Origin of the sequence: Alterluteimonas muca (genome assembly GCF_021191595.1) — a bacterium.
Taxonomy (GTDB): domain Bacteria; phylum Pseudomonadota; class Gammaproteobacteria; order Xanthomonadales; family Xanthomonadaceae; genus Luteimonas; species Luteimonas muca.
The window spans coordinates 231,731-255,771 of record NZ_JAIWPS010000003.1 but is presented as its reverse complement, the minus strand read 5'-3'; the positions used below and the strand labels follow the sequence as shown (position 1 = coordinate 255,771).

Below are 24,041 nucleotides of genomic sequence, written 5' to 3'. Positions count from 1 at the left end.
CTCAGCCGAGCAGCCGTCGCACCTTGCGCAGGGCGGTGATGAAGGCGTCGATCTCGGCGTGGGTGTTGTAGAAGGCCGGCGACGCGCGACAGGTCGCGGCGACGCCGTAGAACTGCAGCAGCGGATGCGCGCAGTGCTGCCCCGAACGCACCGCCACGCCCTCGAGGTCGAGCAGGGTGGCGAGGTCGTGCGCGTGTGCGCCGTCGACCAGGAACGAGACTACCGCGGCCTTGTCGGATGCACGGCCGAGAATGCGCACGCCGGGCTCGGCGTCCAGCGCGGTGGTCAGGTAGGCCAGCAGGTCGGCCTCGCGGGCCTCGATGTTGGCCATGCCGATCGCATCAAGGTAGTCGACGGCCGCGGCCAGGCCGACGAAACCGGCGATGTTCGGGGTGCCGGCCTCGAAGCGGTGCGGCGGATCGTTGAACACGGTGCCATCGAAGCTCACTTCGCGGATCATCTCGCCGCCGCCCAGGAACGGCGGCATCGCCTCGAGATGCTCGCGGCGCGCCCAAAGCGCACCGGTGCCGGTCGGGCCGCACATCTTGTGACCGGTGAAGGCATAGAAGTCGCAACCGATCGCCTGCACGTCGACCGGCCGGTGCGGCACCGCCTGCGAACCGTCGACGACGGTGACGATGCCGCGCCGGCGTGCCTCGCGGCACAGTTCGCGCACCGGGTTCACCGTGCCCAGCAGGTTGGAGACATGGGCGATCGCGAACAGCCTGACGTCGGGTGTCATCGCACGCACCAGCGCCTCGCGGTCGAGGGTGCCGTCCTCGAGAATCTCCGCCACGCGCACGGTCGCCCCGGTGCGTTCGGCCACCAGCTGCCACGGCACGATGTTGGCGTGGTGCTCCATGCGCGACACCAGGATGGTGTCGCCCGCCTTCAGACGCGGCAGCGCCCAGGAGTAGGCGACCAGGTTGATCGCGAAGGTGGTGCCGCTGCACAGCACCAGCTCGTCCGCGCGCACGTTGAGGAAGCGTGCCAGCCGCTTGCGTGCACCCTCGTAGGCCTCGGTCGCCTCGCTGCCGAGCTGGTGCACGGCACGGCTGACATTGGCATTGAAGTGACGGTAGTAGCCATCGACCGCTTCGATCACCACAGCCGGCTTCTGCCCGGTGTTTGCATTGTCGAAGTAGACCAGCGGCTTGCCGTGCACCTGGCGTTCGAGTAGCGGGAAATCCGCGCGCACCCGCGCCCAGTCGATCGGCGATGCCGCCGTCTCGGGGGCAGTCGCGCTCATCCGGAGACGATGCCGTCGAGCATGCGCGACAGCGCGTTCTCGAGGGTCTGGCGCAGCGGCCCGTCCATGGCCGCGAGCGGTTCGCGCACGAAGGCCGCGGTCAGCAACGCGCGTGCCTGGCGCTCGGGGATGCCGCGCGCGCGCAGGTAGAACAGCGCGTTGTCGTCGAGTTGCCCCACGGTCGCACCGTGCGCGGCCTGCACCTCGTCGGCGTGGATCACCAGCACCGGCTGGGTGTCGATCTCCGCATCGGCCGACAGCAGCAGGTTCTTGTTCGACAGCTGTGCATCGGTGCCGTCGGCGCCTTCGCGGATCAGGATGCCGCCGTGGAACACGACGCGGCCACGCGCGGTCGCGGCACCACGCCACACCAGCTCGGCCGCGGTGTCACGTGCGACATGGTCGATGCCCAAGCGGGTGTCGACGTGGCGGCGCCCGGTGCCGAGCAGCACGCCATTGGCGGTCAACCGCGCGCGTTCGCCTTCCAGGCGCACGTTGAGCTCGTGCCGCGACAGCGCGCCGCCCAGTTCGACGTCGACGCGGCGGTACTCGGCGTCTTCCGCCAGCACCACGTCGGTGCGCAGGAACAGCGTCGCCCCGGTGGCGTCATCCTGCACGCGGGCGTGCTCCAGGCGCGCGCCATCGGCCACGTGCACATGCGCGAGGGCATTGGTGAGATGGCGGCCTTCGCCGACATGCAGGTGGTGCTCGACCACCGCAAGCGAGGCGCCCCGGCGCAGTTCGATCAGGTGGCGCAGGTGCCAGGCGAGGTCCTGGCTGGCGCTGCCATCCGCGTCCGACGGCGCGCCGACGAACACCAGCTGCAGTGGCACGTCGACGGCGGTATCGGCCTCGACACGCAGCAGCACGCCTTCGCCGGCGAGCGCCGCGTTGAGCCGCGCAAAGACCTCATCGGTACGGTCGAAACGGCGGTGCAGGAAGCGCAGGACCTCGTCGCCGTCGGCCAGCGCATCCGACAACGGCCGCAGCGACACGCCCGCGGGCAGGCCGTCCAGCGAGGACAATGCCGGTGCGTGGCGACCATTGACGAACACCAGCCGCGGCGCGGGAATCGCATCCAGCAGCGCCGGGTCGATCCGCGGCGGCAGGGCAGGGGCGATGTCGAAGCTGCGCCGTTCCAGCGCGCGCAGCGGGGTGTACTTCCAGGCTTCGCTGCGGGGGCCGGGCAGGCCATCGCGCAGGGCCTCGTCGAGGATCGAACGGCGCGCGGCATCGCCCTGGAAGCCCGCGGCCAGCGAATCGAGCAGCACGCTCATCAGACCGCCTCCGGCACCACGCGATCGCGGATCCAGCCGTAGCCGTGCTCCTCGAGTTCGAGCGCCAGTTCAGGCCCACCGCTCTCGACGATGCGGCCGTCGGCCAGCACGTGCACCACGTCCGGGCGGATGTACTCCAGCAGGCGCTGATAATGGGTGATCACCACGAACGCGCGGTCGGGGGCACGCAGCGTGTTGACGCCTTCGGCCACGGTCCTGAGCGCGTCGATGTCGAGGCCGGAGTCGGTCTCGTCGAGGATGGCGAGCTTCGGCTCCAGCACCGCGAGCTGGAAGATCTCGTTGCGCTTCTTCTCGCCGCCGGAAAACCCCTCGTTGACGCCGCGATGCAGCAGCTTGTCGTCGAGGTGCAGCACCGACAGCTTCTCGCGCACCAGCTTGAGGAACTGCATCGAATCCAGCTCCGGCTCGCCACGCGACTTCCGCTGCGCGTTGAGTGCGCTGCGCAGGAAGTAGGTGTTGTTCACGCCGGGGATCTCGACCGGGTACTGGAAGGCCAGAAACACGCCCGCGGCGGCGCGCTCTTCCGGCTCGAGTTCCAGCAGCGGCCGGCCTTCGAACTCGATGGTGCCCTGGCTGATGTCGTAGCCGTCGCGGCCGGCGAGGATGTTGCCCAGCGTGGACTTGCCGGCGCCGTTCGGCCCCATGATGGCGTGCACCTCGCCCGGCTTCACGTGCAGCGAAAGGCCTTTGAGGATGTCGCGCCCGTTGATGGAGGCGTGGAGGTCTTGGATCTTGAGCATGATGGGTTCCGTTGTTGTCTTCTGCGTCCCCGCACGGCGGGGAGTTGCGGCATCTCTCAGCCGACGCTGCCTTCCAGCGACACTTCCAGCAGCTTCTTGGCTTCCACCGCGAACTCCATCGGCAGTTCGCGGAACACCTGCTTGCAGAAGCCGTCGACGATCAGGCTGACCGCGTCTTCCTCGCTGATGCCGCGGCTGCGGCAATAGAACATCTGGTCGTCGCTGATCTTGGAGGTGGTGGCCTCGTGCTCGACGGTGGCGCCCGGATTCTTCACCTCGATATAGGGGAAGGTGTGCGCGCCGCACTTCTTGCCGATCAGCAGGGAATCGCACTGGGTGTGGTTGCGCGCGCCATCGGCATTGCGGTCCACCTTCACCAGGCCGCGGTAGGTGTTCTGCCCGCGGCCGGCGCTGATGCCCTTGCTGACGATCTTCGACTTGGTGCGCTTGCCGATGTGGATCATCTTGGTGCCGGTGTCGGCCTGCTGGCGATGGTGGGTCAGTGCCACCGAGTGGAACTCGCCCGTGGAGTCATCGCCCAGCAGCACGCAGCTCGGGTACTTCCACGTGATCGCCGAGCCGGTCTCCACCTGCGCCCAGACGACCTTGCTGCGCGCGCCACGGCACTCGGCGCGCTTGGTCACGAAGTTGTAGATGCCGCCGACGCCGTTTTCGTCACCGGGATACCAGTTCTGCACCGTCGAGTACTTGATCTCTGCATCGTCGAGCGCCACCAGCTCGACGACGGCCGCGTGCAGCTGGTTCTCGTCGCGCATCGGCGCGGTGCAGCCTTCGAGGTAGGACACGTAGCCCTGGTCCTCGCAGATGATCAGCGTGCGCTCGAACTGCCCGGTATGGCCGGCATTGATGCGGAAGTAGGTGGACAGCTCCATCGGGCAGCGCACCCCCTTCGGGATGTACACGAAGCTGCCGTCGGAGAACACCGCCGAGTTCAGCGCGGCGAAGTAGTTGTCGCCCACCGGCACCACGGTGCCGAGGTACTTCCTCACCAGTTCCGGGTGGTCCTGGATCGCTTCCGACATCGAGCAGAAGATCACGCCCTTCTCGGCGAGTTCCTTGCGGAAGGTGGTGCCGACCGAGACCGAATCGAACACCGCGTCCACCGCCACGCCGGCCAGGCGCGCGCGCTCGTGCAGCGGGACGCCGAGCTTGTCGTAGGTATCGAGGAGTTCCTGCGGCACTTCATCGAGCGACTTGTACTTCGGGCCCTTTGGCGCGGAGTAGTACGACAGCGCCTGGAAGTCGATCGGCGCGATCGCAAGCTTCGCCCACTGCGGCACCGGCATCGTCAGCCAGTGGCGGTAGGCGGCCAGGCGCCACTCGGTCATCCACTCCGGCTCGTCCTTCTTCGCGGACAGCGCGCGGATGGTGTCCTCGTCGAGGCCCGGGGGCAGCGAGTCGGATTCGATGTCGGTGATGAAACCCGCTTCGTACTTGCGCCCCAGCTGCTCGTGGATCTCACGGTTGGCGATGGGTTCGTCGATGACGGGTTCGATGATGTCGGTGGCCATGGGCTGCCTACTGTCAGGTGTCCGCCAGCCGCGCCTGGATGCGGCGCAGGGACGGCAGGGGGGAAGGAGACGGGCTGGAGACGTCGCCATGCAGGCTGGCGAGGGTGAACCCGCGCAGCGCATCGGCGACCACGTCGTTGATGCGGCGCCAGTTGGCACGCAGCCCGCACTGGTGGGAGATGCCGCACTGGTTGTCGTCGAGGCTGCACTCGGTGATGGCCAGCGGGCCTTCCATCGCCTCGACGATCTCGATCAGGGTGATCGCCGTGGCCGGGCGCGCCAGCCGGTAGCCGCCGTTGACGCCGCGGAAGCCCTCGACGAGCCCCGCCTGTGCCAGCGGCTTGAGCACCTTGCTCACCGTCGGCGTCTCCAGGCCGGCCAGTTCGGCCAGCTCCGACGCGCTCAATACCGCCTCCGAGCGCGCGGCAAGCGCGGTCAGCACGACGGTTGCGTAATCGGTGAGGCGGGTGACGCGGAGCATGGCGGATCCATGAAAGAGGACCGAAATTGTACTCTTTCGATCCGCGTCGGCCAAACCCGCGGGTACGCGGGGTTCAGCAGCCGTGCAAGCGGGAGTCGACCCGCCGGCTTCCGGAGCGCAGCGCGACGCGTGGCACAATGCCGCCTCTCCACGAACGCGCGACCCGATGTCCACCAAGCCCCTGAAGATCGAAGCCCGCAAGTCCCCGATCCACGGCAATGGCGTGTTCGCCACGCGCAAGATCAAAAAGGGCGAAAGGATCATCCGTTACACCGGTGCGCTGCGCACGCACGAGGAAGTCGACGCGGATTACGCGGATCTCGAGGAGAACGGCCACACCTTCCTGTTCACCCTCAACGACCACTACGTGATCGACGGCAACAGGCGCGGCAACATCGGGCGCTGGATCAACCACAGCTGCGCGCCCAACTGCGAGGCGCTGGTGGAAGAGGACGCGAAGGGGCGGCCCGAAAAGGACCGCATCTACATCGAGGCGCTGCGCGACATCAGCCGCGGCGAGGAACTCACCTACAACTACGGCATCCGCCTGGCCGAACGCCACACGCCGCGGCTGAAGAAGCTGTGGGGTTGCCGCTGCGGCCAGCCCGGCTGCACCGGAACCCTGCTCCAGCCCAAGCGCTGAAGACCTGCGTCGCGCCGGAGATGCGCGACGGCCGGTAACGGTCGCAATGACCAACGACAGGCGTCGCACGGCGGCTGCGCGCGTACCGTGCGCGCCAGCGGGCGGCCCGGCCCGGATGGAACCATGACGATGCACCGACCGATGCGTCCCGCGATACGCGTCCTTGCACCCGCCGCCGCGCTTGCGCTGCTGCTGGCGTCGCCCGCCCTGATGGCCATCGGAGTCGATGGCCACATCGACCCGGCCGAGTGGGCGGATGCGCACGAGTTCACCGACTTCCGGCAGACGCAGCCGCTCAGCGGCGCGCCGGCATCGCTTGCGACGCGCGCCTGGGTGATGGCCACGCCGGAAGGACTGGCGGTTGCGTTCCGCAACGAGCAACCGGCGGACGTGCCGCGCACGCGGCAGTGGGTGCAACGCGATTTCGATGCCCAGGTCGATCGGGTCAACCTGATGGTCGACTTCGATGGCGATGGCCGCACCGCCTACAACTTCACTGTCGCCTCCACCGGCGGCATCTACGACGCGGTGATCAGCAACGAGAACCAGTTCAACGACGACTGGGACGGCCTGTGGATGCATGCCGTGTCCGAGGACGACAGTGGCTGGTCGGTGGAGATGCTGATTCCCTGGCATACCGCGCCGATGGCCGATGGCCGCGACGGCATGCGCCGTCTGCGCATCTATCTCGACCGGGTGATCGGTGCCACCGGCGAACGTGCGGCGATGCCATTCGCAAGCTACGAACGGGCGCGCTTCGTCTCCGACTTCCATCCGCTGGAGGTGCCGGCGTACAGCCAGTCGCTGCTGGCGATCACGCCCTACGTTTCCGGGTTGTACGACGCCACCGGCGGCGACAGCGGGCTCGACGGGGGTGCCGACCTGTTCTGGAAGCCGAGCGGGCGCTTCCAGCTGTCGGCGACGGTGAACCCGGACTTCGGACAGGTGGAAAGCGACGACCTGGTGGTGAACTTCAGCGCCACCGAGACCTTCGTCAGCGACAAGCGCCCCTTCTTCACCGAGAACCAGGGCCTGTTCGAATTGACCACGCCATCCGACTTCAGCCAGCAGCTGTACACCCGGCGGGTCGGTGGCCCGGCCGATGATGGCAGTGGCGCCAGCGACATCACCGCGGCGCTCAAGCTCAACGGCAACTTCGGCGGAATGAAATACGGCGTGTTCTCGGCCGACGAGCGCGGCGAGGCCGGACGTTCATTCCACGCGCTACGCGTGGTGCGCGATCTCGCCAACCAGAACCTCGGCGCGATGCTGACCCGCGTCGACCGCCCGTGGCTCGACCGCCAAGCCAGCGTGCTCGGTGTCGACCACAACTGGCGGCCGACGCAGCGCTGGAACGTGCGCACGCGCCTGCTCGGCAGCCGCATCGACCAGGCCGGCGCGCGCAGCGAGGATTTCGGCGCCACGGTGTGGGCCGATTACGAGATGGACGGCGGCTGGCGCCAGCAGTGGATCGCCATGCATTTCGGCGACGGGCTGCAGATCAACGATTTCGGGTATCTCGCGCGCAACAGCGTCAACTACATGCACTGGGAACTGCGCAGGCGTTTTGCCGACCAGCCGGAGGATTCGCGCTACGCGTCCAAGGACTGGCGCTGGCGTGCGACGACCAGCCACAACGACCGCGGTGACAAGCTCAGTGACCAGTTCCGCGTGAGCCGCGAGGGCAGGTTGCGCGACGGCAGTTACGAGTACGTGCAGCTCAACCTCAACAGCGCCGGCGTGAGCGACCAGCTGCTGCGCGGCAACGGCCTGGTGCGGCTGCCGGCGAGCTTTTCGGCGATGTACGAATACGAACGCCCGCGCAAGGGACGGTGGGCGCATGACGTGGAGCTCGAGGTGTCCAGCGGCGGCCTCGCAGGCAACGACCGGCCCGGCGCGGCGTTCTGGTACGGCGCGACCTGGTTCCTGAGCGACGCGCTCAGCATCAATGCAGGTGCCACGTACATCCATCGGCCGGACTGGCTGATCTGGCAGGGCGGCAATCTCGTCGGCGGCTTCCTCGGCCGCGAGGCCCATCTGCTCGCGGGGCTCGACTGGAGCATCGACCCGCGCCAGCAACTGCGCATCAAGCTGCAGGCGATCGGCATCGACGCGCGCCTGCGCCAGGCCTGGCGCTTCGATCCCGGTGGCCACGCCATCGCCACCTTAGATACGGTGGACGATTTCGGCGTACGCAACCTCGGTTTCCAGGTGCGCTACCGCTACGAGCTCGCGCCGCTATCGCACCTGTACGTGGTGTACGCACGCGGCGGCTACGAGCAGCTGTTCGACCCCGACGGCGTTGCCCGCCAGCTGCAGGACAGCTTCAGCCTGCGCGACGACGAACAGCTGCTGGTCAAGCTCAGCTACCGCTTCGGGCTCTGAGCGCTCAGAGCCGCTCTTCGCGCAGTTCGGCGGACGCGATCCGCCATGCCTGGGACCCCGCGCCATCGGCCATCGCGCGCCGCAGCGTGTATTGCCCGGCGAAGCGGCGGGTGCTGCCGTCGGCCTGCGTGGCAACCACCGACACCGGCACCCGTACGTACTGCGAGCCCGCCGCACCGTCCGGTGCACCGGAAGCGCCGACCTGCACCTCGACCGAACGGGTGTCGGCGAAGCCGGCCGCGAACTGTTCGGGCGACTGCCCGCTGGCGCGGCCGCCATCCGACCACAGCGCATACGCGCGGCGGTAATCGCGCGAGCCGATGGCGGCGTAATAGGTCTGGACGACCGCCGCGGCCTGCGGGCTCGCGTCGGCCGGAGCCGTCGTCGATGGCATCCCCGCGGTAGCGGACACGGCAGGGGCATTGTCCGCGGCCCCGGCGGGCGCGGGCACGATCGGAACCAGTTCGGCCAGCCCGGCCTCCGGGTTGTCCTCGAGCGGCGGCAGCCCGTCGACACCAGCGGTCTCGATCCATGCGTCCTGTACCGGTTCGTCGCCCAGCGAAACCTCGCCCGGTGCGGGCGGCGGTGGTGCGCCGGTCACGCTGCCGCCGCCCGGTGCCGGGGCGGGCAGGGTGGCGACATCGCTGGCCGAAGCCGGCGCGCCGCGTCGCTGTTGCTGGGCATCGTCGTTGCCACCGCAGCCCGCGAGCAGCGCGGCCAGCAGCAGGCCGGACACCATGCGGGCGGGCCGCAGCCGGGCACACCGCGGGTGCTGCGGGCCGCTCATTCCGGAAGGCTCAGCGGTGCGCGATTGGGCCGCAGCCAGACCAGCAGGCGGCCGAGCAGCAGCATCGACAGCAGGTCGAACAGCACCTGGCGGGCCAGCAGGCCGGACGGCAACGGCTGGCCCACATAGGCCAGCAGATGCCACGGCAGGAACGACACCAGCGCGATCGCGAGCCCGAACTGCAGGCCATCGCGTGCCCGTACCCGGCGCTCGGGATACATGCGGCGGAACAGCCAGGTCATGCTGAAGCCGATCAAGGCATAGGCGACCACGATCCAGACCAGCCGCGCGTTCGCCTCCGCCGGGTCGCGGTAGAGCGCGGCATGGGCAAGGTAGTCGGCGCGCAACAGGCCGCCGTGGACGAGCACGCCCAGCAGCATCGCCGCCAGGCTCATCATCAGGCCACAAACGAGGAAACGCTTGTCCATCCGGGTGTCGTGTCCACGGCGGGCGGGAGGCTGGATGCTAACCGTGCCGCGGTGATCGGTCGATGCAGTCGGCGTGGTCATGGGCTCTGTTGGCTCTGCGGGGATGATCCGGTGTCGCGACGTGCGCCCGCACGCAGCAGCGGCAGCGGGTCATAGGTGCCGTCGGAGCCGTAGATGCCGTAGTGCAGGTGCGGCGGCGTGCCGCGGGCATTGCCGGTGTCGCCGACGCTGCCGAGCACATCGCCGGGCACCACGACCTGGCCCTCGGCGAGATCCGGCGCCCAATCATCGAGGTGTGCGTAGTAGTGGCGCTCGCGTGCCGGGCCCAGCACCCAGACCTGCCGGCCGCCGAGGCCGCCTTCGCGGACCGAGGTGACGATGCCCGGCGTGGTGCTGAGCACGTCGGTGCCGCGCGACGCGAAGATGTCCACGCCTTCGTGCTGGCGGTCACTGCCGCGCGGCGCGCCATAGGTATCGGCCACCCGGGAGGCGGCGACGCCACGCACCGGCATCGGCAGGGCATCGGGCGCGGGCATGCGCGCCAGTTCGTAGCCCATGCGCACCGGGGCCATGAACGGTTGCCGCCACGCCCACGACGCCGCGAACCAGGCCAGCAGCAGGAACACGATCCAGCCCGTGGCGCGGATCGCGGGCCGGCGGTAGTCGCGGCGGGGAGGGGAAGGCGGTGGCGTCGACACGGCTACAGCCTAGCCGGCGCGGGTGAAGCCGATGTCCCCGCGCCCGTATGTGCTCAGGCCGGCACGCGCACCTGCGCTTCCAGCCGGGTCTTGAGCGCGTCGTCGATGCCGAGCCTGCGTGCGAGCTCGTCGAGGTAGGCGCGCTCCATGAAGTTCTGCTCGTCCACCACCAGCAGGCTGGCCAGGTACATCTCGGCGGCGATCTCCGGCGCAGCCGCGGCGCCAGCGACTTCGGCGGGGTCGAGCGGCTTCTCCAGTTCCGCGTGCAGCCACTGCTGCAGTTCGCGGTCGGCATCCACGCGCCGGAACTCGCCTTCGATCAGTTCGCGCTCGCGGGCGTCGACATGGCCATCGGCCTTCGCCGCCGCCACCAGTGCGCGCAGGATCGCTTCGCTGTGCAGTTCCGCCTGCGGCGGCGGCAGGCGGTCGACCGTCTGCGGTTCGATCGTCTGGCCGGTCTGCTGGCGCTGGTAGTCGCCATAGGCGCGGTAGGCCATCAACCCGATGGCGGCCAGCCCGCCATAGGTGGCGAGCTTGCGTGTGGTGCGGTTGCGGCCGAGCAGCAGGCCGAGTGCGCCGCCCGTCAGCGCGCCACGACCGAAGTCCTGGTTGAGCATCCCACCGAGGTTGCCGAGCGGACCGCCGGCGGCGGACGGCTCACGCGTCGCGGGAGCGGCGGGGTCTGTGGCGGAGCGGAGCAGCTGGTCGAGGAAGCCTTGCAGTTTCATCGGTCGGTCCTGGGAGGAATCGGGCGAGCAGGCGAGATAACGGGGTGACGGCTTAATCGGGAATCAATGCGCACTGCGTCATCGTGGCGCAACCGTCCCCCTCCGGACTGCCCGGAGGCCGCTCGTCATGGCGGATGGGTCGACTGGCCGCGAAGGGCAGGTCGTTTTCCAGACACTGGACGATGACGTGCAGCGGAAATGTCTGTGTGTCCGTGGAGTCGCTTCGTTGGGTTTCGTGCCGCCCGTCGCGCGCCCAGGGGGGTGTGCTCCCCCGGCCGAAGTCCGCGTCCAGCTACCACGGCCGGCCGCCGGCCATCCATGGCCGGCTGTGCGCACACCCCCCTGTGCACGCGACGGGCTCCTGCGTTCGTCGGCTCGGCACGGAGATCAACAGCGGTTGCAGTCGGCCTCGTCATCCAGCACCACCCGGCCGTCTTCGCTTTTGATCTTCGTCCCGACCACGCGCCAGCCTCTGGAGCCCGCCGCGGACGCCGGGGGATGTCCAGAGCCGGCCATGGATGGCCGGCGGCCGGATGTGGGAGCAGGACGCGGAGATATCCGGCTGGGCATCCCCCGGCGTTCGTGGCGGGCTGTCCGGACTCTCCGCTGATCTGCCACGAAACAAAAAGGCCGGCCGCTCGATGAGCAGACCGGCCTTCAGCCCCGTAATGCGGGCAGTGCGGACGAATGCCTTAGACGGCAGCGTCCTTGAGCTTCTTCAGCGGACGCACCTTGACCTTGACGGTCGCCGGCTTCGCCGCGAACACCTGCTCTTCCTTGGTGAAGGGGTTGATGCCCTTGCGCTTCGGCTTTGCCGGCACCTTGACCGAGGTGATCTTCAGCACGCCCGGCAGGGTGAACGAGCCGTGGCCCTTCTTGCCGATGGAACCGTGGATCGCGCCTTCGAGCGCGGCGAGGATCGAACGGACGTCCTTCGCGACCACGCCGGTGGTCTCGGCGAGGTGTGCCACCAGGCCCGACTTGCTCAGCGGTTCCTTGATCGCCTTCGGTGCGGCCGGCTTCGCTGCAGCGGCCTTCTTCGGAGCAGCGGCCTTCTTCGCCACCTTGGTTGCTTTCTTCGCCATGTGTCCTGTTCCGTGATGGATGGTTGGATGTCGGCCATACCCGCCGGCCAGTCGGAATGTAGGCCATGTCAAGGCCGCCGCCAATAGGAAACCGCAAAGAAACCCGGGGTTTTCGCGCATTCAAGACCGTCGAAGCGGTGGCCAGCGCCACCAGGCGAGCACCGTCAGCCCGACGGCCAGGCTGTAGGCGGCGATGAATGTCCACCACGGCGCCTCGAAGAACAGCAGGCGCGACAGCCAGTATTCGACGAACGACCCCGCATGCGTCGACTGCCCGGCATGCGTGCGCAGCGCCTGTTCCCAGACCGTCAGCGGACACAGCCGCCCGAGCCACGCCTGCAGCGCGACGACGGCGAGCAGCGCGAGGTGCAGGCGGCGCAGCCACGCGTGACGCACCCAGCGCCACCCGAGCGGGCCGCCGATAAGCACGGCACCCAGCACCGCCACCGCGAACAGCGCGATGCCGGCATGCAGGGCCAGCACGGCATCGGCGAGATGCGCCGCCAGCGCCGGGGAGATCAGCTGCACGTTCTGGCACCGATGCGACGGAACGCTGCAACCATCGGCCCCGCCGGTGCATCCATGAAGGAGTGACCCGCCGAGTGACCGCCGCCATGCCCCGTCTTCCGAGTCTGCTGATCGTGCCGCTGCTTGCCGCGGTGTCCACCATGCCGGTCCACGGCGGCACGCCGGCCACGGGCCGCGAAGTGCTGCGCGTAGGCGACCTGCAGCTGATGTCGCAGCGCCACTGGTGGTGGCTGATGGCCGGGGCCGCGGCGCGGCGCCTCGAGGCCGTCGGCGCCGACGATTGCAGCGTGGCGCCGGCGCCTGTGACCGCGGCGGTGGAGGTCAGTCCTCATCGCGACGCGGATTCCAGGCTTCGGCCAGCCGCTTCTGCACCTGCGGCGGTGCCGGTTCGTAATGGCTGAAATCCACCGCATAGCGGCCGCGCCCGGCGGTGACCGACTTGAGCTCGGCGGCATAGCCGTCCAGCTCGGAGAGCGGCACCTGCGCGCGGACCACGATCTCCCCGGCATCGCCGCCGTCGGTGCCGTGGATGCGCGCGCGGCGTGAGGCCAGCCCGCCGCTGATGTCGCCGGTGTGGGCGTCGGGTGCGTGCACCTCCATCTCCACGATCGGCTCCAGCAGTTGCGGATGCGCACGCGAGACGGCATCCAGGAAGGCCTTGCGGCCCGCGGCGACGAACGCCACCTCCTTGCTGTCGACGGCATGGTGCTTGCCGTCGTGGACCACCACCCGCACGTCCTGCAGCGGGTAGCCGGCGAGCGCGCCTTCCTTCAGCACCTGGCGCACGCCTTTCTCGACCGCGGGCAGGAACTGCCCGGGGATCACGCCGCCCTTGACCTCGTCGACGAACTCGAAGCCGGCCCCACGCGGCAATGGCTCCACGCGCAGGAACACCTCGCCGAACTGGCCGGCGCCACCGGTCTGCTTCTTGTGGCGATGGTGGCCTTCGGCAGGCGCGGAAATCGTCTCGCGATAGGCGATGCGCGGCGCGCGCGTCTCCACCTCCAGGCCGTGGCGTTCGCCCAGGCGCTGCAGCTGCACCCGCAGGTGCAGGTCGGACAGCCCGCGGATCACCGTTTCGTGCGTCTCCTCGTCCTGCTCGACCCGGAAGCACGGGTCCTCCTCCGCCAGCCGCTGCAGCGCGATCGCGAGCTTCTGCTCCTGGCCCTTGCGTGCGGGCGTGACCGCAAGCCCGAACATCGGCTGTGGAAAGCCGGGCGGCGCGAGGTGGATGTGGTCCTCGTCGTGGCTGTCGTGCAGCACGGCATCGAAGTGCAGCTCCTCGACCCTGGCCACCGCGGCGATGTCGCCGGGCACGGCGGCGTCGATCTCGATGTGGTCCCTGCCATGGATGCGGAACAGATGGGCGACGCGGAACGGCTTGCGGCCATCATCGACCAGCAGCTGGCTGTCGCGACGCACGGTGCCCTGGTACACCCGGAAGATGCCGAGCTTGCCGACGAACGGGTCGTGGACGATGCGGAACACGTCGGCAACGACATGCGCCGCTGGATCGGGCGTGAGCTGCAGCGGTCGGGCGTCCGCGCCGGTGCCGGCCACGAACGGCGGCGGATTGGCTTCGCCGGGGTGCGGCAGCAGCTCGCGGATGGTCGCCAGCAACGCGTCCACGCCAACGCCGGTACGTGCCGACACGAAGCACACCGGCACCAGGTGGCCTTCGCGCATGCACCGCTCGAAGGCGTCGTGCAGTGCCGTCGTCGACAGGCCGTCCTCGCCGCGCTCGAGGTAGCGGTCCATCACGGTCTCTTCGATCTCGACGACCTGGTCGAGCACCCGCTGGTGCCAGTCACCGACCGGTCCGAGGTCGCTGTTGCCTTCGCGCAGGCGGAAACAGTCGACCACGCGCTGGCCGCCGTCGGCCGGCAGGTTGAGCGGCAGCACCTCGGGGCCGAAGGCCTCGCGCAGGGCGTCGAGCACGCGCGCAGGGTCGGCGCCTTCGGCATCGATGCGGTTGACGACCAGCATCCGGCACAGGCCGCGCCCGGCGGCGCGCGCCATCAACCGGCGTGTGCCGTGTTCCACGCCACGCACCGCGTCGACGACGATCGCCGTGGTGTCGACGGCCGCCAGCGCCGCCAGCGCAGGGCCGCGGAAGTCGGGATACCCGGGGGTGTCGATGAGGTTGACGTGGACGCCGGCATGGTCGAACGAGGCCAGCGCGGCATCGATCGAATGGCCACGTTCGCGCTCGATCGGATCATGGTCGGACACGGTGTTGCCGCGTTCGATGGTGCCTGCCGTCGCAATCGCGCCACCGGCGTGCAGCAGGGCTTCGGACAGCATGGTTTTGCCGGTGCCGGGGTGGCCCGCGAGGGCGAGGTTGCGGATGGCTTCGGTGCTGTGGGACATGGACGCGACTCCGTGGCTGTCGGCCCGGGGGCCGGGACGCGGCCCGGGCCGCGCAGGAGGCGTCATGGCTGTCCGCGTGTGTCACCGCGGCGCGGGTCGGCCGGCGGTGCGGGCCGCTGCAGACGGCCTGCAGGCGGGCGGTCATGGCCCGTCGACGATAGCCCGCGACCCCGCCGAAAACCCGTTGCGACGCAGCACGTGCGCACCTCGCTAACAACCCGGCGCCTAGGCTGGGCGGCACATCCACACCGAGGACGACCACGATGGGTATTTCGCGCAAGGCCCGCGCCCGCTGGGAAGGCGACCTGAAATCCGGCGGCGGCACGCTGGACACGCCGCAGAGCGGCCTGATGACCGGCACCCGTTACGGCTTCAACAGCCGGTTCGGCGAGGAGAAGGGCACCAACCCCGAGGAGCTGATCGCCGCCGCGCATGCGGGCTGCTTCACGATGGCACTGGCCGCCAAGTTGAGCGACGCCGGGCATGCACCGGACTCCATCGACACCGAGGCCAGGGTCGACCTGTCGATGGAAGGCGGCCCGACCATGAGCGCGATCACCCTCACCACCCGCGCGCGGGTGCCGGGCATCGATCCGGTGAAGTTCCGCGCACTGGCCGATGATGCCAAGCAGAACTGCCCGGTTTCCAAGGCGCTTTCCGCGGTGCCGATCACCCTCGAGGCCGAGCTGCTCGACTGACCACAGGCGCGCGCAGCGTGGATCGCACGCTGCACGGCGCACGACGCGGCGCAGGAGCGGGCTGATCCGCGTCCTGCCGCGTCGTGCGATGTGCCGATCGTCGTGATTGCCGCGGGACGCCGCGCGCGTCCATAGTCTGCGCTCGCGACGATCGAGGGGTTGGGGAATGCGTGGAACCATGAAGGGCCCGGCGACGGGCATGCTGGCCGGCGTGCTCGCCTGCCTGTTGGCGACACCGTCGGCGTTTGCCGCGGAGCACACCATGCTGGTCGGTGCGCGCATCCACACGATGGATCCGCAGCAGCCGCAGGCCGAGGCAATGGTGTGGAACGCCGACGGCGTGCTGGTCGATATCGGCAGCGCCGCGACGCTGCGAAGCCGCCATCCGCAGGCCGAGGTCATCGACGCGGATGGCGCGGTGGTGGTGCCGGGCCTCATCGATGCGCATGCGCACCTGATGGGCCTGGGGCTCGCCCTGCTGCGTGCCGACCTGGTCGGCGCGAGCAGCAGGGATGAGGTGGTCGCGCGGCTGACCGCATTCGCCCGCGAGCTGCCCGACGGCGCATGGCTGCTGGGCAACGGCTGGGACCAGAACCTGTGGCCCGACACCGCGTTCCCCACCACCGCCGACCTCGACGCCGCGTTCCCGGACCGCCCGGTGTGGCTGCGGCGGATCGATGGCCATGCCGGCTGGGCCAACAGCGCGGCGATGCGCGCAGCCGACGCCGCAGGCGCCCGCCTTGCCGATGCCGCCGACCCGCAGGGCGGGCGCATCGTGCGCGAGGCCGGTGCACCCACCGGGGTTTTCATCGACGAGGCGATGGGCCTGGTCGAGGCCGCGATTCCCGCACTGTCGGCCGAGGACCATGCGCGCGCGCTGGAGCTCGCGCTGGATGCTGCCGTACGCAACGGCCTGACCGGCGTGCACGACATGGGCGTTTCGCGCGAAGGCCTGGCGCTGTACCGGCAGTTCGCCGATGCCGGTCGCCTGCCGCTGCGCGTGTCGGCCTACGCCGACGGCGAGGGTGCGGCACTCGATGACCTCTGCAGCAACGGCCTGTACGCCCACGATGGCGGCCGCCTGCAGATGCGCGGGGTCAAGCTCTACATCGATGGCGCGCTGGGCAGCCGTGGCGCGGCCCTGCTTGCGGACTACAGCGACGACCATGGCAACACCGGCCTGCTGGTGACCGACCCCGACGCCTTCCGCGCCACCGTGGCCAAGGCCGCGGGTTGCGGCGTACAGGTGGCCTCGCATGCGATCGGCGATCGTGGCAACCGGCTGGTGCTCGATACCTACGAGGCGGCGCTGCCGCAGGCCGCCGATGGCCCGCGCTGGCGCGTGGAGCACGCGCAGATCGTGGCCGTCGAGGACATCCCGCGGTTCTCGCGGATGGACGTGATCGCATCGATGCAGCCCACCCACGCCACGTCGGACATGCCCTGGGCCGGCGCACGCCTGGGCGATGAACGCCTGGCCGGTGCGTATGCATGGCGGAAGCTGCTCGACAGCGGCGCACGCCTCGCGCTGGGTTCCGACTTCCCGGTCGAACAGGTCGATCCGCGGCTGGGCCTGTATGCCGCCGCCACCCGCCAGGACCTGGACGGACAGCCGCCGGGCGGTTGGCTTGCCGACCAGAAGCTCACCGCCGTCGAAGCACTGCGCGGTTTCACCGCTGACGCGGCCTATGCCAGTTTCGACGAGGCCCACGTGGGCCAGCTGCGCACCGGCATGCGCGCGGATTTCCTGATCGTCGAGGACGATCCGCTGGCGATGCCGGTCGGGCGCCTGCACGCGCTGCGGCTGCGCTCGACCTGGGTCGACGGCACGCCGGTGTACGAGGCGGGGCAGGCGCCGCGCGACTGACCTGCGCGTTGCCACCGCACGCCCGGGTGGGCGGGCGTCTCAGCCCGCCCAGTCCAGCGTGCCCTCGATGACGAAGGCGACCCGGCCACCCGACCAGACCTCGCCTTCGTCGTCGATCTGCAGCTGCAGCCGCGCGTCATACCCGACCTCGCGGCCCTGGCTGACGACGTAGTGGCGCTTGCCGCCCGGCAGCGCATCGCGCGATGCCAGCCACGCGGCGAGCGTCGCATTGGCGGCGCCCGAGGCCGCGTCCTCGAACTGCGCCGGCGCGCCGACCCAGGCGCGCACCACCAGATCCCAGGGGTTGCCGGCATCGGCGCGCGCATAGGCGCACAGCCCCATCGTCGCGGTGGATTCGGCCAGCCTGCCGATCGCGTTCCAGTCCGGCTGCGCCTCGCGCAGGCTGCGTTCGTCGGCAAGCTCGGCCAGCCACCAGCGACGGCCGCCATCCACCAGCGCCGGCGGCAGCGCACCGGGCGGCAGGCCGTCGAGTGCACTGCGCAGGCGCGGATCATCACGCTCCGCGGTTTCGACCACGCGCGCCTTCGGTGTGCGTACGGCGACGGTGCGTTCGTTGCCAGTGCCGGTCACCCGCAATGGCAGCCGGCCGGCGATGCCGTCCTGCCAGACAAGTCCGTCGGCGTCCGGCGCGATGCGTCCCGCGGCGAGCAGCGCCTGCGCGGTGCCGACGCTGGGGTGGCCGGCGAACGGCACTTCGCGGCGCGGGCTGAACATGCGGATGCGGTAGTCGCTGCCGGCGTCCGGCGCGAACACGAAGGTGGTTTCCGGCAGCCGCGTCCAGCGCGCGATCGCCTGCATGGTCGCGTCATCGAGACCCCCGGCATCGAACACCACGGCGAGGGGATTGCCTGCGCCGGGGCGGTCGGCGAAGACATCGAGCTGGACGAAGCGGCGGGCGGTCATGGCAGGGGGCGGCGTGAGGGCCGCGCAGCTTAGCAACCGGCGCCCGCAAAGGCCTCCTGCGGTGCGCGTCCTCGATGGCAGCCGGTCATCTTCGACGGTGCGTGTTGCGGCCATCGCCCGCCGCGGGTGCGTGCGATTCCATAGAATGTCGCGCTTCGCGCGCCGCTTGCGCGCCCGCCTCGTCCAGGACCCCGATGGCTTCCACTTCCTCCTCCCCGCGCTGGATCGTGCTCAAGTTCGGCGGCACCAGCGTCTCCGAGCGCACGCGCTGGGACACCGTCGGCCGGCTCGCGCGCGAGCGCCATGAGCGCGGCGGAGCACGCGTGCTGGTGGTGGTCTCGGCCTTGTCCGGTGTGACCAACGCGCTGCAGGCGATCGCCGAAGGCGCGGACGACCCGGGCGGCCGCATGCAGGCGCTGGTCGAGCGTCATCGCGTGTTCGCGAAAACCCTCGGGCTGGATGCCGATGGGGTGCTGGGCGAGCGGCTGGCGGCACTGCGTGCGCTGGCCGCCGATGCACGTGCGCAGGCGCGCCCGTACGACTGGCAGGCCGAGGTGCTGGCGCAGGGCGAGTTGCTGTCCTCGACCCTGGGCGCCGCCTACCTGCGCAGCCAGGGCCTCGACTTCGGCTGGACCGACGCGCGCGACTGGATCGATGCGCTGGAACTGCCGCACCAGAGCGACTGGGCGCGCCGGCTGGCGGTGAGTTGCCAGCGCGAGGCCGACGACGTCTGGCGTGCCCGCTTCGGCGCCCACAGTGATGCACCGATGCTGCTGACGCAGGGCTTCATCGCGCGCCATGGCGATGGCGGCACCGCGATTCTGGGCCGCGGCGGCTCCGACACCTCCGCGGCGCTGTTCGGCGCACTGCTGCGCGCGCAGCGGGTGGAGATCTGGACCGACGTGCCCGGCATGTTCAGCGCCAACCCGCGCGAGGTGCCGGATGCGCGTCTGCTGACCCGGCTCGATTACGCCGAGGCGCAGGAAATCGCCACCACCGGGGCCAAGGTGCTGCATCCGCGCGCACTCGGGCCCTGCCGCACGGCGGGCGTGCCGCTGGCGATCCTCGACACCGGCCGCCCGGAGCTGCCGGGCACGCTGATCGAGGCCAGCGTCGACCCGGTGCCCGGGGTCAAGGCGATCAGCCGCCGCAACGGCATCGTGCTGGTATCGATGGAGACGGTGGGCATGTGGCAGCAGGTCGGCTTCCTCGCCGACGTGTTCGAGCGCTTCCGCGCGCATGGGCTGTCGGTGGACCTCATCGGTTCGTCGGAAACCAACGTCACCGTCTCGCTCGATCCCAGCGACAACCTGGTCAGCACCGACGTGCTGGCGCGGCTGTCGGAAGACCTCGCGCAGTTCTGCCGGGTCAAGGTGATCGCGCCGTGCGCGGCAATCACCCTGGTCGGGCGCGGCATGCGCTCGCTGCTGCACAAGCTCTCCGACGTGTGGGCCACGATGGGCCGCGAGCGCGTGCACCTGATTTCGCAGTCCTCCAACGACCTGAACCTCACCTTCGTCATCGACGAGGCCGATGCCGATGGCCTGCTGCCCGAACTGCATGCCGGGCTGATCGACAGCGAGGCGATGCCGGTGCGCGAGACCCGCGTGTTCGGCCCGCGCTGGCGCGAGATCGACGGCCAGCTGCGCCGTCGTCCGCAGCCGTGGTGGCAGGCGCGCCGCGAGGAGCTGCTGGTGCTCGCCGACGGGGCGACCCCCCGCTATGTCTACGACCTCGCCACCGTGCGTGCGCGTGCGCGTGCGCTGGCCGCGGTCACCCCGGTCGATCGCCGCTACTACGCGATCAAGGCCAATCCGCATCCCGCGATCCTGCGGCTGCTGGTGGATGAAGGCTTCGGCCTCGAGTGCGTGTCACAGGGCGAGATGGCGCATGTGTTCGCGACCATCCCGGACCTCGCGCCGGAGCGGGTGCTGTTCACGCCGAGCTTCGCGCCGATCGAGGAATACGCCGCCGCGTTCGCGCGTGGCGTCACGGTGACGCTCGACAATGTCGAGGCGCTGATGCGCTGGCCGGACGTATTCCGCGGCCGCACGTTGTGGCTGCGAGTGGACCTCGGCCGTGGCGAAGGCCACCACGAGAAGGTGATGACCGGAGGGCTGGCGTCGAAGTTCGGCCTGCCGGTCGACCGCATCGGCGCGTTCCTCGCCACCGCGCGCCCGCTTGGCGTGCGCATCAGCGGCCTGCACGCGCACCTCGGCAGCGGCGTCGATACGCCCGAGCACTGGCGTTCGGTCTGCGACGAGCTTGGAGGGATCGCCGAGCGCATCGGCAGCATCCTCACGATCGACATCGGTGGTGGCCTGCCGATCCCGTACCGCGACGAGGACGAGCCGTTCGACCTCGAGGCCTGGAGCGCAGGGCTGGCCGAGGTCAAGGCGGCCTATCCGGGCTACCTGCTGGCGATCGAGCCGGGCCGCTACCTGGTTGCCGAAGCGGGTGCGCTGCTGCTGACCGCCACCCAGGTGGTGGAAAAGAGTGGCATTCGCCGCGTCGGCGCCGACGCCGGCATGAACGCACTGATGCGGCCCGCGCTCTACGACGCCTGGCATGACGTGCACAACCTGTCGCGGCTCGACGATACGGACACCGCGGAGTTCGACGTGGTCGGCCCGATCTGCGAGTCCAGCGACGTGCTCGGCCGCCGCCGCCTGCTGCCCGCGGCCACCCAGCCCGGCGACGTGCTGCTGGTGGCCGATGCCGGCGCCTACGGCCATGCGATGGCCAACACCTACAACATGCGCGAACTGCCCGGCCAGGCCGTGCTACCCGTGCAGGGAGGAACCCCGTGAGCCAGGCTTTCGACCGCGACGCGATCCAGAGCTTCCGTTTCGTCGACTGCGGCTTCGATGCCGGCAGCGGCGTCGCCCGGCTGGTCTACGCCTTCGACGACGGCCCGGAGCTGGTGGAAACGGTCACCGTGCCCGGCGCTCCGTTCGCACTGGATGCGGCGCGTGCGGCGGCAGTGCAGCGCGCCACGCGGCTGCTGCACCTGATCGCCGGCGTCAGCTACTACAAGGCGGCGGTGCCCGGCACCATCCGCATCGACGGCTATGCCATCGATGCCGACACCGCGGCATTGCTGGACGACGTCTACCTGCATGGCCTCGGCGAATTCGCCTACCGCAACGGGCTCGACCTGCGCGGAAGGATCCGGTTTTCCTCCACGGATGCTTCCGTTCTCCCGCCTGCGGGCGAAGGCGCCCACGGTGCGGATGAGGGCAGCACCGGCGCACCCGCGCTGGGCCTGCGCGAACACGCGCTGGCGGCGATCGGCGGTGGCAAGGATTCGCTGGTGTCCATCGAGGCGCTGCGCGATGCCGGCGTCGCGCAGACCGTCAGCTGGATCGGCGGGTCGCAGCTGATCCGCGCCTGCGCCGAGCGCACCGGCCTGCCGACGCTCAACATCCAGCGCCAGCTCGCGCCGGAGCTGTTCGACTACAACCGGCACGGTGCGTACAACGGCCATATCCCGGTCACCGCGATCAATTCCGCGATCCTCGCACTCGCCGCGCTGGTGCTCGACGCTGACCAGGTGGTGTTCTCCAACGAGCGCTCCGCCAGTTACGGCAGCCTGATCGAGGGCTCGGGCGAGGTGAACCACCAGTGGTCGAAGGGCTGGGCGTTCGAACAGGCCTTCGGCGAACACCTGCAGCGCTTCGTCGCCGCGGACCTCACGTACTACTCGCTGCTGCGGCCGCTGTCGGAGCTGGCGGTGGCGCGGCAGTTCGCGCGCATCGACCGTTACGACGCGCACTTCTCCAGCTGCAACCGCAACTTCCACCTGCTGGGCGAGCGCCCGGTCAACCGCTGGTGCGGGGTGTGCCCGAAGTGCCATTTCGTGTTCCTGGCGCTGGCGCCGTTCATGCCGAAGCCGCGGCTGGTGGCGATCTTCGGCCGCAACCTGCTCGACGACGCCTCGCAGGTGCCGGGTTACGACGCGCTGATCGAATACCGCGACCACAAGCCGTTCGAATGCGTCGGCGAGGCGCGCGAATCCCGCGCAGCGCTGGCCGCACTGGCGGCACGACCGGAATGGCGCGAGGACGCGATCGTCGAGCGCTTCGCCCGCGAGATCGCGCCGCAGCTCGACGGCGCCGATGCCGATGTCACGCGGCTGCTAGAACTCGAAGGGGAACACCGCATCCCCGCGGTGCTTTGGGAGCGGCTGCGTGCACGCTTCGCCGCCTGACATCGCATCGCTGGATGGCCGGCGCGTCGGCCTGTGGGGCTGGGGGCGCGAGGGCCGTGCGGCGTGGCGGGCCATCCGCAGCCGACTGCCGACACTGCCGCTGACGCTGTTCTGCCAGCCCGGCGAGGCCGACGATGCAGCAGGCCTCGGCGATCCGCTGTTGCAGGTGCGCACGGCCGTCGATGCCGACACGCTTGCCGCCTGCGACATCGTGGTCAAGTCGCCAGGGATCAGCCCCTATGGCGAGGCCGCGCAGGCTGCGGCCGCACGTGGCACCCGCTTCATCGGTGGGACCACGCTGTGGTTTGCGGAACGTGGCGATGCGCGCACGCTGTGCGTGACCGGCACCAAGGGCAAGAGCACCACCACCGCGCTGCTCGCCCACCTGCTGCGTGCCGGCGGCGTGCGCACCGCGCTGGCCGGCAATATCGGCCTGCCGTTGCTGGAGCTGCTGGATGCGCAGGCTGACGCCTGGGCGGTCGAGCTGTCGAGCTACCAGACCCGCGATGTCGCCGCGTCCGGCGTGCGCCCCCCGCTTGCGATCGTCACCAACATCTTTCCCGAGCACCTCGACTGGCATGGCGGCGAAGCGCGCTATGTCGAGGACAAACTGGCGCTGCTGACCAGGGCCAGGCCGCATGTCGCCGTGCTCAACGCCGCCGACCCGCGGCTGGCTGCGCTGCAACTGCCCGACAGCGACGTGCGCTGGTATGGCCGCGCGGACGGCTGGCACCTGCGCGAGGACACCGTGTTCCGCGGCGACACCGCCGTGCTCGACACCCGCGACCTGCCGCTGCCCGGGCGCCACAACCGCGGCAACCTGTGCGCGGTGCTGACAGCGCTCGAGACCTGCGGCCACGACGCCATGGCGCTGGCCGCGCATGCGCGTGGCTTCCAGCCGCTGCCGCACCGCCTGCAGTCGCTCGGCACGCGGGATGGCATCGACTGGGTCAACGATTCGATCAGCACCACGCCGCACGCCAGCATCGCCGCGCTCGAGCTGTACCGCGATCGCCCGGTGGCGATCCTGGTCGGCGGCCACGACCGCGGCCTCGACTGGACCGCGTTCGTCGCCCATGTGCGCACGCAGCCACCACGCGCGGTGGTGACGATGGGCGGGAACGGGCCGCGTATCCATGCGGCGCTGCGTACGGCCGCGAGCGAGGCCGGCTTCGTGTTGCGCGAGGCCACGGACCTCGAATCGGCGGTCGCCGCCGCGAAGGGCGTGCCCGGCATCGACGGCGGGGTGCTGCTGTTGTCGCCCGGTGCGCCCAGCTTCGGCGCCTACCGCGACTACACCGAACGCGGCCGCCATTTCGCCCGGCTGGGCGGATTCGACCCCGATGCGATCACCGCGATCGCGGGCCTCGGCATCGCCTGATGCGTGCAC

The 24,041-nt window shown here is 70.0% G+C and carries 21 protein-coding genes; 8 read left to right on the top strand and 13 right to left on the bottom strand.

The genetic code is table 11. The features are described 5' to 3' along the window. Position 1 precedes the first annotated feature (1 nt). From LDO11_RS06840 to LDO11_RS06820, 5 genes are read right to left on the bottom strand one after another with little or no spacing between them, the layout of a single operon-like run. Positions 2-1,249 (bottom strand): cysteine desulfurase, encoded by a 1,248-nt coding sequence (locus LDO11_RS06840; protein ID WP_232140863.1) that lies wholly within the window; start codon positions 1,247-1,249, stop codon positions 2-4. Then, the gene (gene sufD, locus LDO11_RS06835) at positions 1,246-2,526 is read right to left on the bottom strand and encodes a Fe-S cluster assembly protein SufD (protein WP_232140862.1); all 1,281 of its coding nucleotides are present in this window, start codon (positions 2,524-2,526) and stop codon (positions 1,246-1,248) included. Before sufD ends, LDO11_RS06840 begins: the two co-directional genes overlap by 4 nt. Continuing rightward, the gene (gene sufC / locus LDO11_RS06830; protein WP_232140861.1) at positions 2,526-3,287 is read right to left on the bottom strand and encodes a Fe-S cluster assembly ATPase SufC; all 762 of its coding nucleotides are present in this window, start codon (positions 3,285-3,287) and stop codon (positions 2,526-2,528) included. Before sufC ends, sufD begins: the two co-directional genes overlap by 1 nt. Positions 3,288-3,343: 56 nt before the next feature. After that, complete coding sequence (gene sufB / locus LDO11_RS06825; protein WP_232140860.1) at positions 3,344-4,819, bottom strand: Fe-S cluster assembly protein SufB; 1,476 nt, start codon at positions 4,817-4,819, stop codon at positions 3,344-3,346. Between the two features lie 13 nt (positions 4,820-4,832). Next, complete coding sequence (locus LDO11_RS06820) at positions 4,833-5,300, bottom strand: SUF system Fe-S cluster assembly regulator (protein ID WP_232140859.1); 468 nt, start codon at positions 5,298-5,300, stop codon at positions 4,833-4,835. Positions 5,301-5,466: 166 nt separating this feature from the next. Between LDO11_RS06820 and LDO11_RS06815 the strand changes: the two genes are divergently transcribed. After that, entirely contained in the window at positions 5,467-5,943 is a 477-nt protein-coding gene (locus LDO11_RS06815) for an SET domain-containing protein (RefSeq protein ID WP_232140858.1), read from the top strand. A 123-nt stretch (positions 5,944-6,066) separates the two neighbouring features. Then, positions 6,067-8,328 carry a DUF5916 domain-containing protein gene (locus tag LDO11_RS06810; protein WP_232140857.1) on the top strand — a complete coding sequence of 754 codons (2,262 nt, stop codon included), beginning with the start codon at positions 6,067-6,069 and terminating at the stop codon, positions 8,326-8,328. A 4-nt stretch (positions 8,329-8,332) separates the two neighbouring features. Here LDO11_RS06810 and LDO11_RS06805 read toward each other — a convergent pair whose 3' ends face one another. The 6 genes from LDO11_RS06805 to LDO11_RS06780 form a co-directional block, all read right to left on the bottom strand. Further along, complete coding sequence (locus LDO11_RS06805; protein ID WP_232140856.1) at positions 8,333-9,067, bottom strand: hypothetical protein; 735 nt, start codon at positions 9,065-9,067, stop codon at positions 8,333-8,335. Positions 9,068-9,111: 44 nt separating this feature from the next. Continuing rightward, positions 9,112-9,543 (bottom strand): hypothetical protein, encoded by a 432-nt coding sequence (locus LDO11_RS06800; protein WP_129135332.1) that lies wholly within the window; start codon positions 9,541-9,543, stop codon positions 9,112-9,114. 77 nt (positions 9,544-9,620) lie between these two features. Then, the gene (locus tag LDO11_RS06795; protein WP_435574614.1) at positions 9,621-10,241 is read right to left on the bottom strand and encodes a M23 family metallopeptidase; all 621 of its coding nucleotides are present in this window, start codon (positions 10,239-10,241) and stop codon (positions 9,621-9,623) included. A 53-nt stretch (positions 10,242-10,294) separates the two neighbouring features. Beyond that, on the bottom strand, positions 10,295-10,969 hold the full coding sequence (locus tag LDO11_RS06790; RefSeq protein ID WP_232140855.1) for a tellurite resistance TerB family protein: 675 nt from the start codon (positions 10,967-10,969) through the stop codon (positions 10,295-10,297). A gap of 692 nt (positions 10,970-11,661) precedes the next feature. Then, positions 11,662-12,054, bottom strand: coding sequence for an HU family DNA-binding protein (locus LDO11_RS06785; RefSeq protein ID WP_232140854.1), 393 nt, complete (start codon positions 12,052-12,054; stop codon positions 11,662-11,664). A 120-nt stretch (positions 12,055-12,174) separates the two neighbouring features. After that, complete coding sequence (locus LDO11_RS06780) at positions 12,175-12,582, bottom strand: DUF2784 family protein (RefSeq protein ID WP_232140853.1); 408 nt, start codon at positions 12,580-12,582, stop codon at positions 12,175-12,177. Positions 12,583-12,668: 86 nt separating this feature from the next. On the opposite strand from LDO11_RS06780, the gene LDO11_RS06775 reads away from it, so the two are divergent. After that, entirely contained in the window at positions 12,669-12,983 is a 315-nt protein-coding gene (locus LDO11_RS06775; protein WP_232140852.1) for a hypothetical protein, read from the top strand. Here LDO11_RS06775 and fusA read toward each other — a convergent pair. Further along, positions 12,904-14,952, bottom strand: coding sequence for an elongation factor G (gene fusA / locus LDO11_RS06770; RefSeq protein WP_232140851.1), 2,049 nt, complete (start codon positions 14,950-14,952; stop codon positions 12,904-12,906). The two genes, LDO11_RS06775 and fusA, sit on opposite strands and share 80 nt — an antisense overlap. A gap of 263 nt (positions 14,953-15,215) precedes the next feature. On the opposite strand from fusA, the gene LDO11_RS06765 reads away from it, so the two are divergent. Both LDO11_RS06765 and LDO11_RS06760 read left to right on the top strand, forming a co-directional pair. Continuing rightward, positions 15,216-15,650: an OsmC family protein gene (locus LDO11_RS06765; RefSeq protein ID WP_232140850.1), complete on the top strand. Its 435-nt coding sequence runs from the start codon at positions 15,216-15,218 to the stop codon at positions 15,648-15,650. 178 nt (positions 15,651-15,828) lie between these two features. Beyond that, positions 15,829-17,517, top strand: coding sequence for an amidohydrolase (locus LDO11_RS06760; RefSeq protein ID WP_232140849.1), 1,689 nt, complete (start codon positions 15,829-15,831; stop codon positions 17,515-17,517). Between the two features lie 39 nt (positions 17,518-17,556). On the opposite strand, the gene LDO11_RS06755 is transcribed toward LDO11_RS06760, so the two are convergent. Then, positions 17,557-18,441: a PhzF family phenazine biosynthesis protein gene (locus LDO11_RS06755; protein WP_232140848.1), complete on the bottom strand. Its 885-nt coding sequence runs from the start codon at positions 18,439-18,441 to the stop codon at positions 17,557-17,559. Positions 18,442-18,635: 194 nt separating this feature from the next. On the opposite strand from LDO11_RS06755, the gene LDO11_RS06750 reads away from it, so the two are divergent. The 3 genes from LDO11_RS06750 to murD are packed head-to-tail and all read left to right on the top strand — an operon-like array spanning position 18,636 to position 24,032. Next, a complete protein-coding gene (locus tag LDO11_RS06750; RefSeq protein ID WP_232140847.1) occupies positions 18,636-21,251 on the top strand; it encodes a bifunctional aspartate kinase/diaminopimelate decarboxylase in 2,616 nt (871 codons plus the stop codon). Next, entirely contained in the window at positions 21,248-22,651 is a 1,404-nt protein-coding gene (gene murL / locus LDO11_RS06745; protein ID WP_232140846.1) for a UDP-N-acetyl-alpha-D-muramoyl-L-alanyl-L-glutamate epimerase, read from the top strand. Before LDO11_RS06750 ends, murL begins: the two co-directional genes overlap by 4 nt. Further along, the gene (gene murD / locus LDO11_RS06740; protein ID WP_232140845.1) at positions 22,632-24,032 is read left to right on the top strand and encodes a UDP-N-acetylmuramoyl-L-alanine--D-glutamate ligase; all 1,401 of its coding nucleotides are present in this window, start codon (positions 22,632-22,634) and stop codon (positions 24,030-24,032) included. Before murL ends, murD begins: the two co-directional genes overlap by 20 nt. Positions 24,033-24,041: the final 9 nt, after the last annotated feature.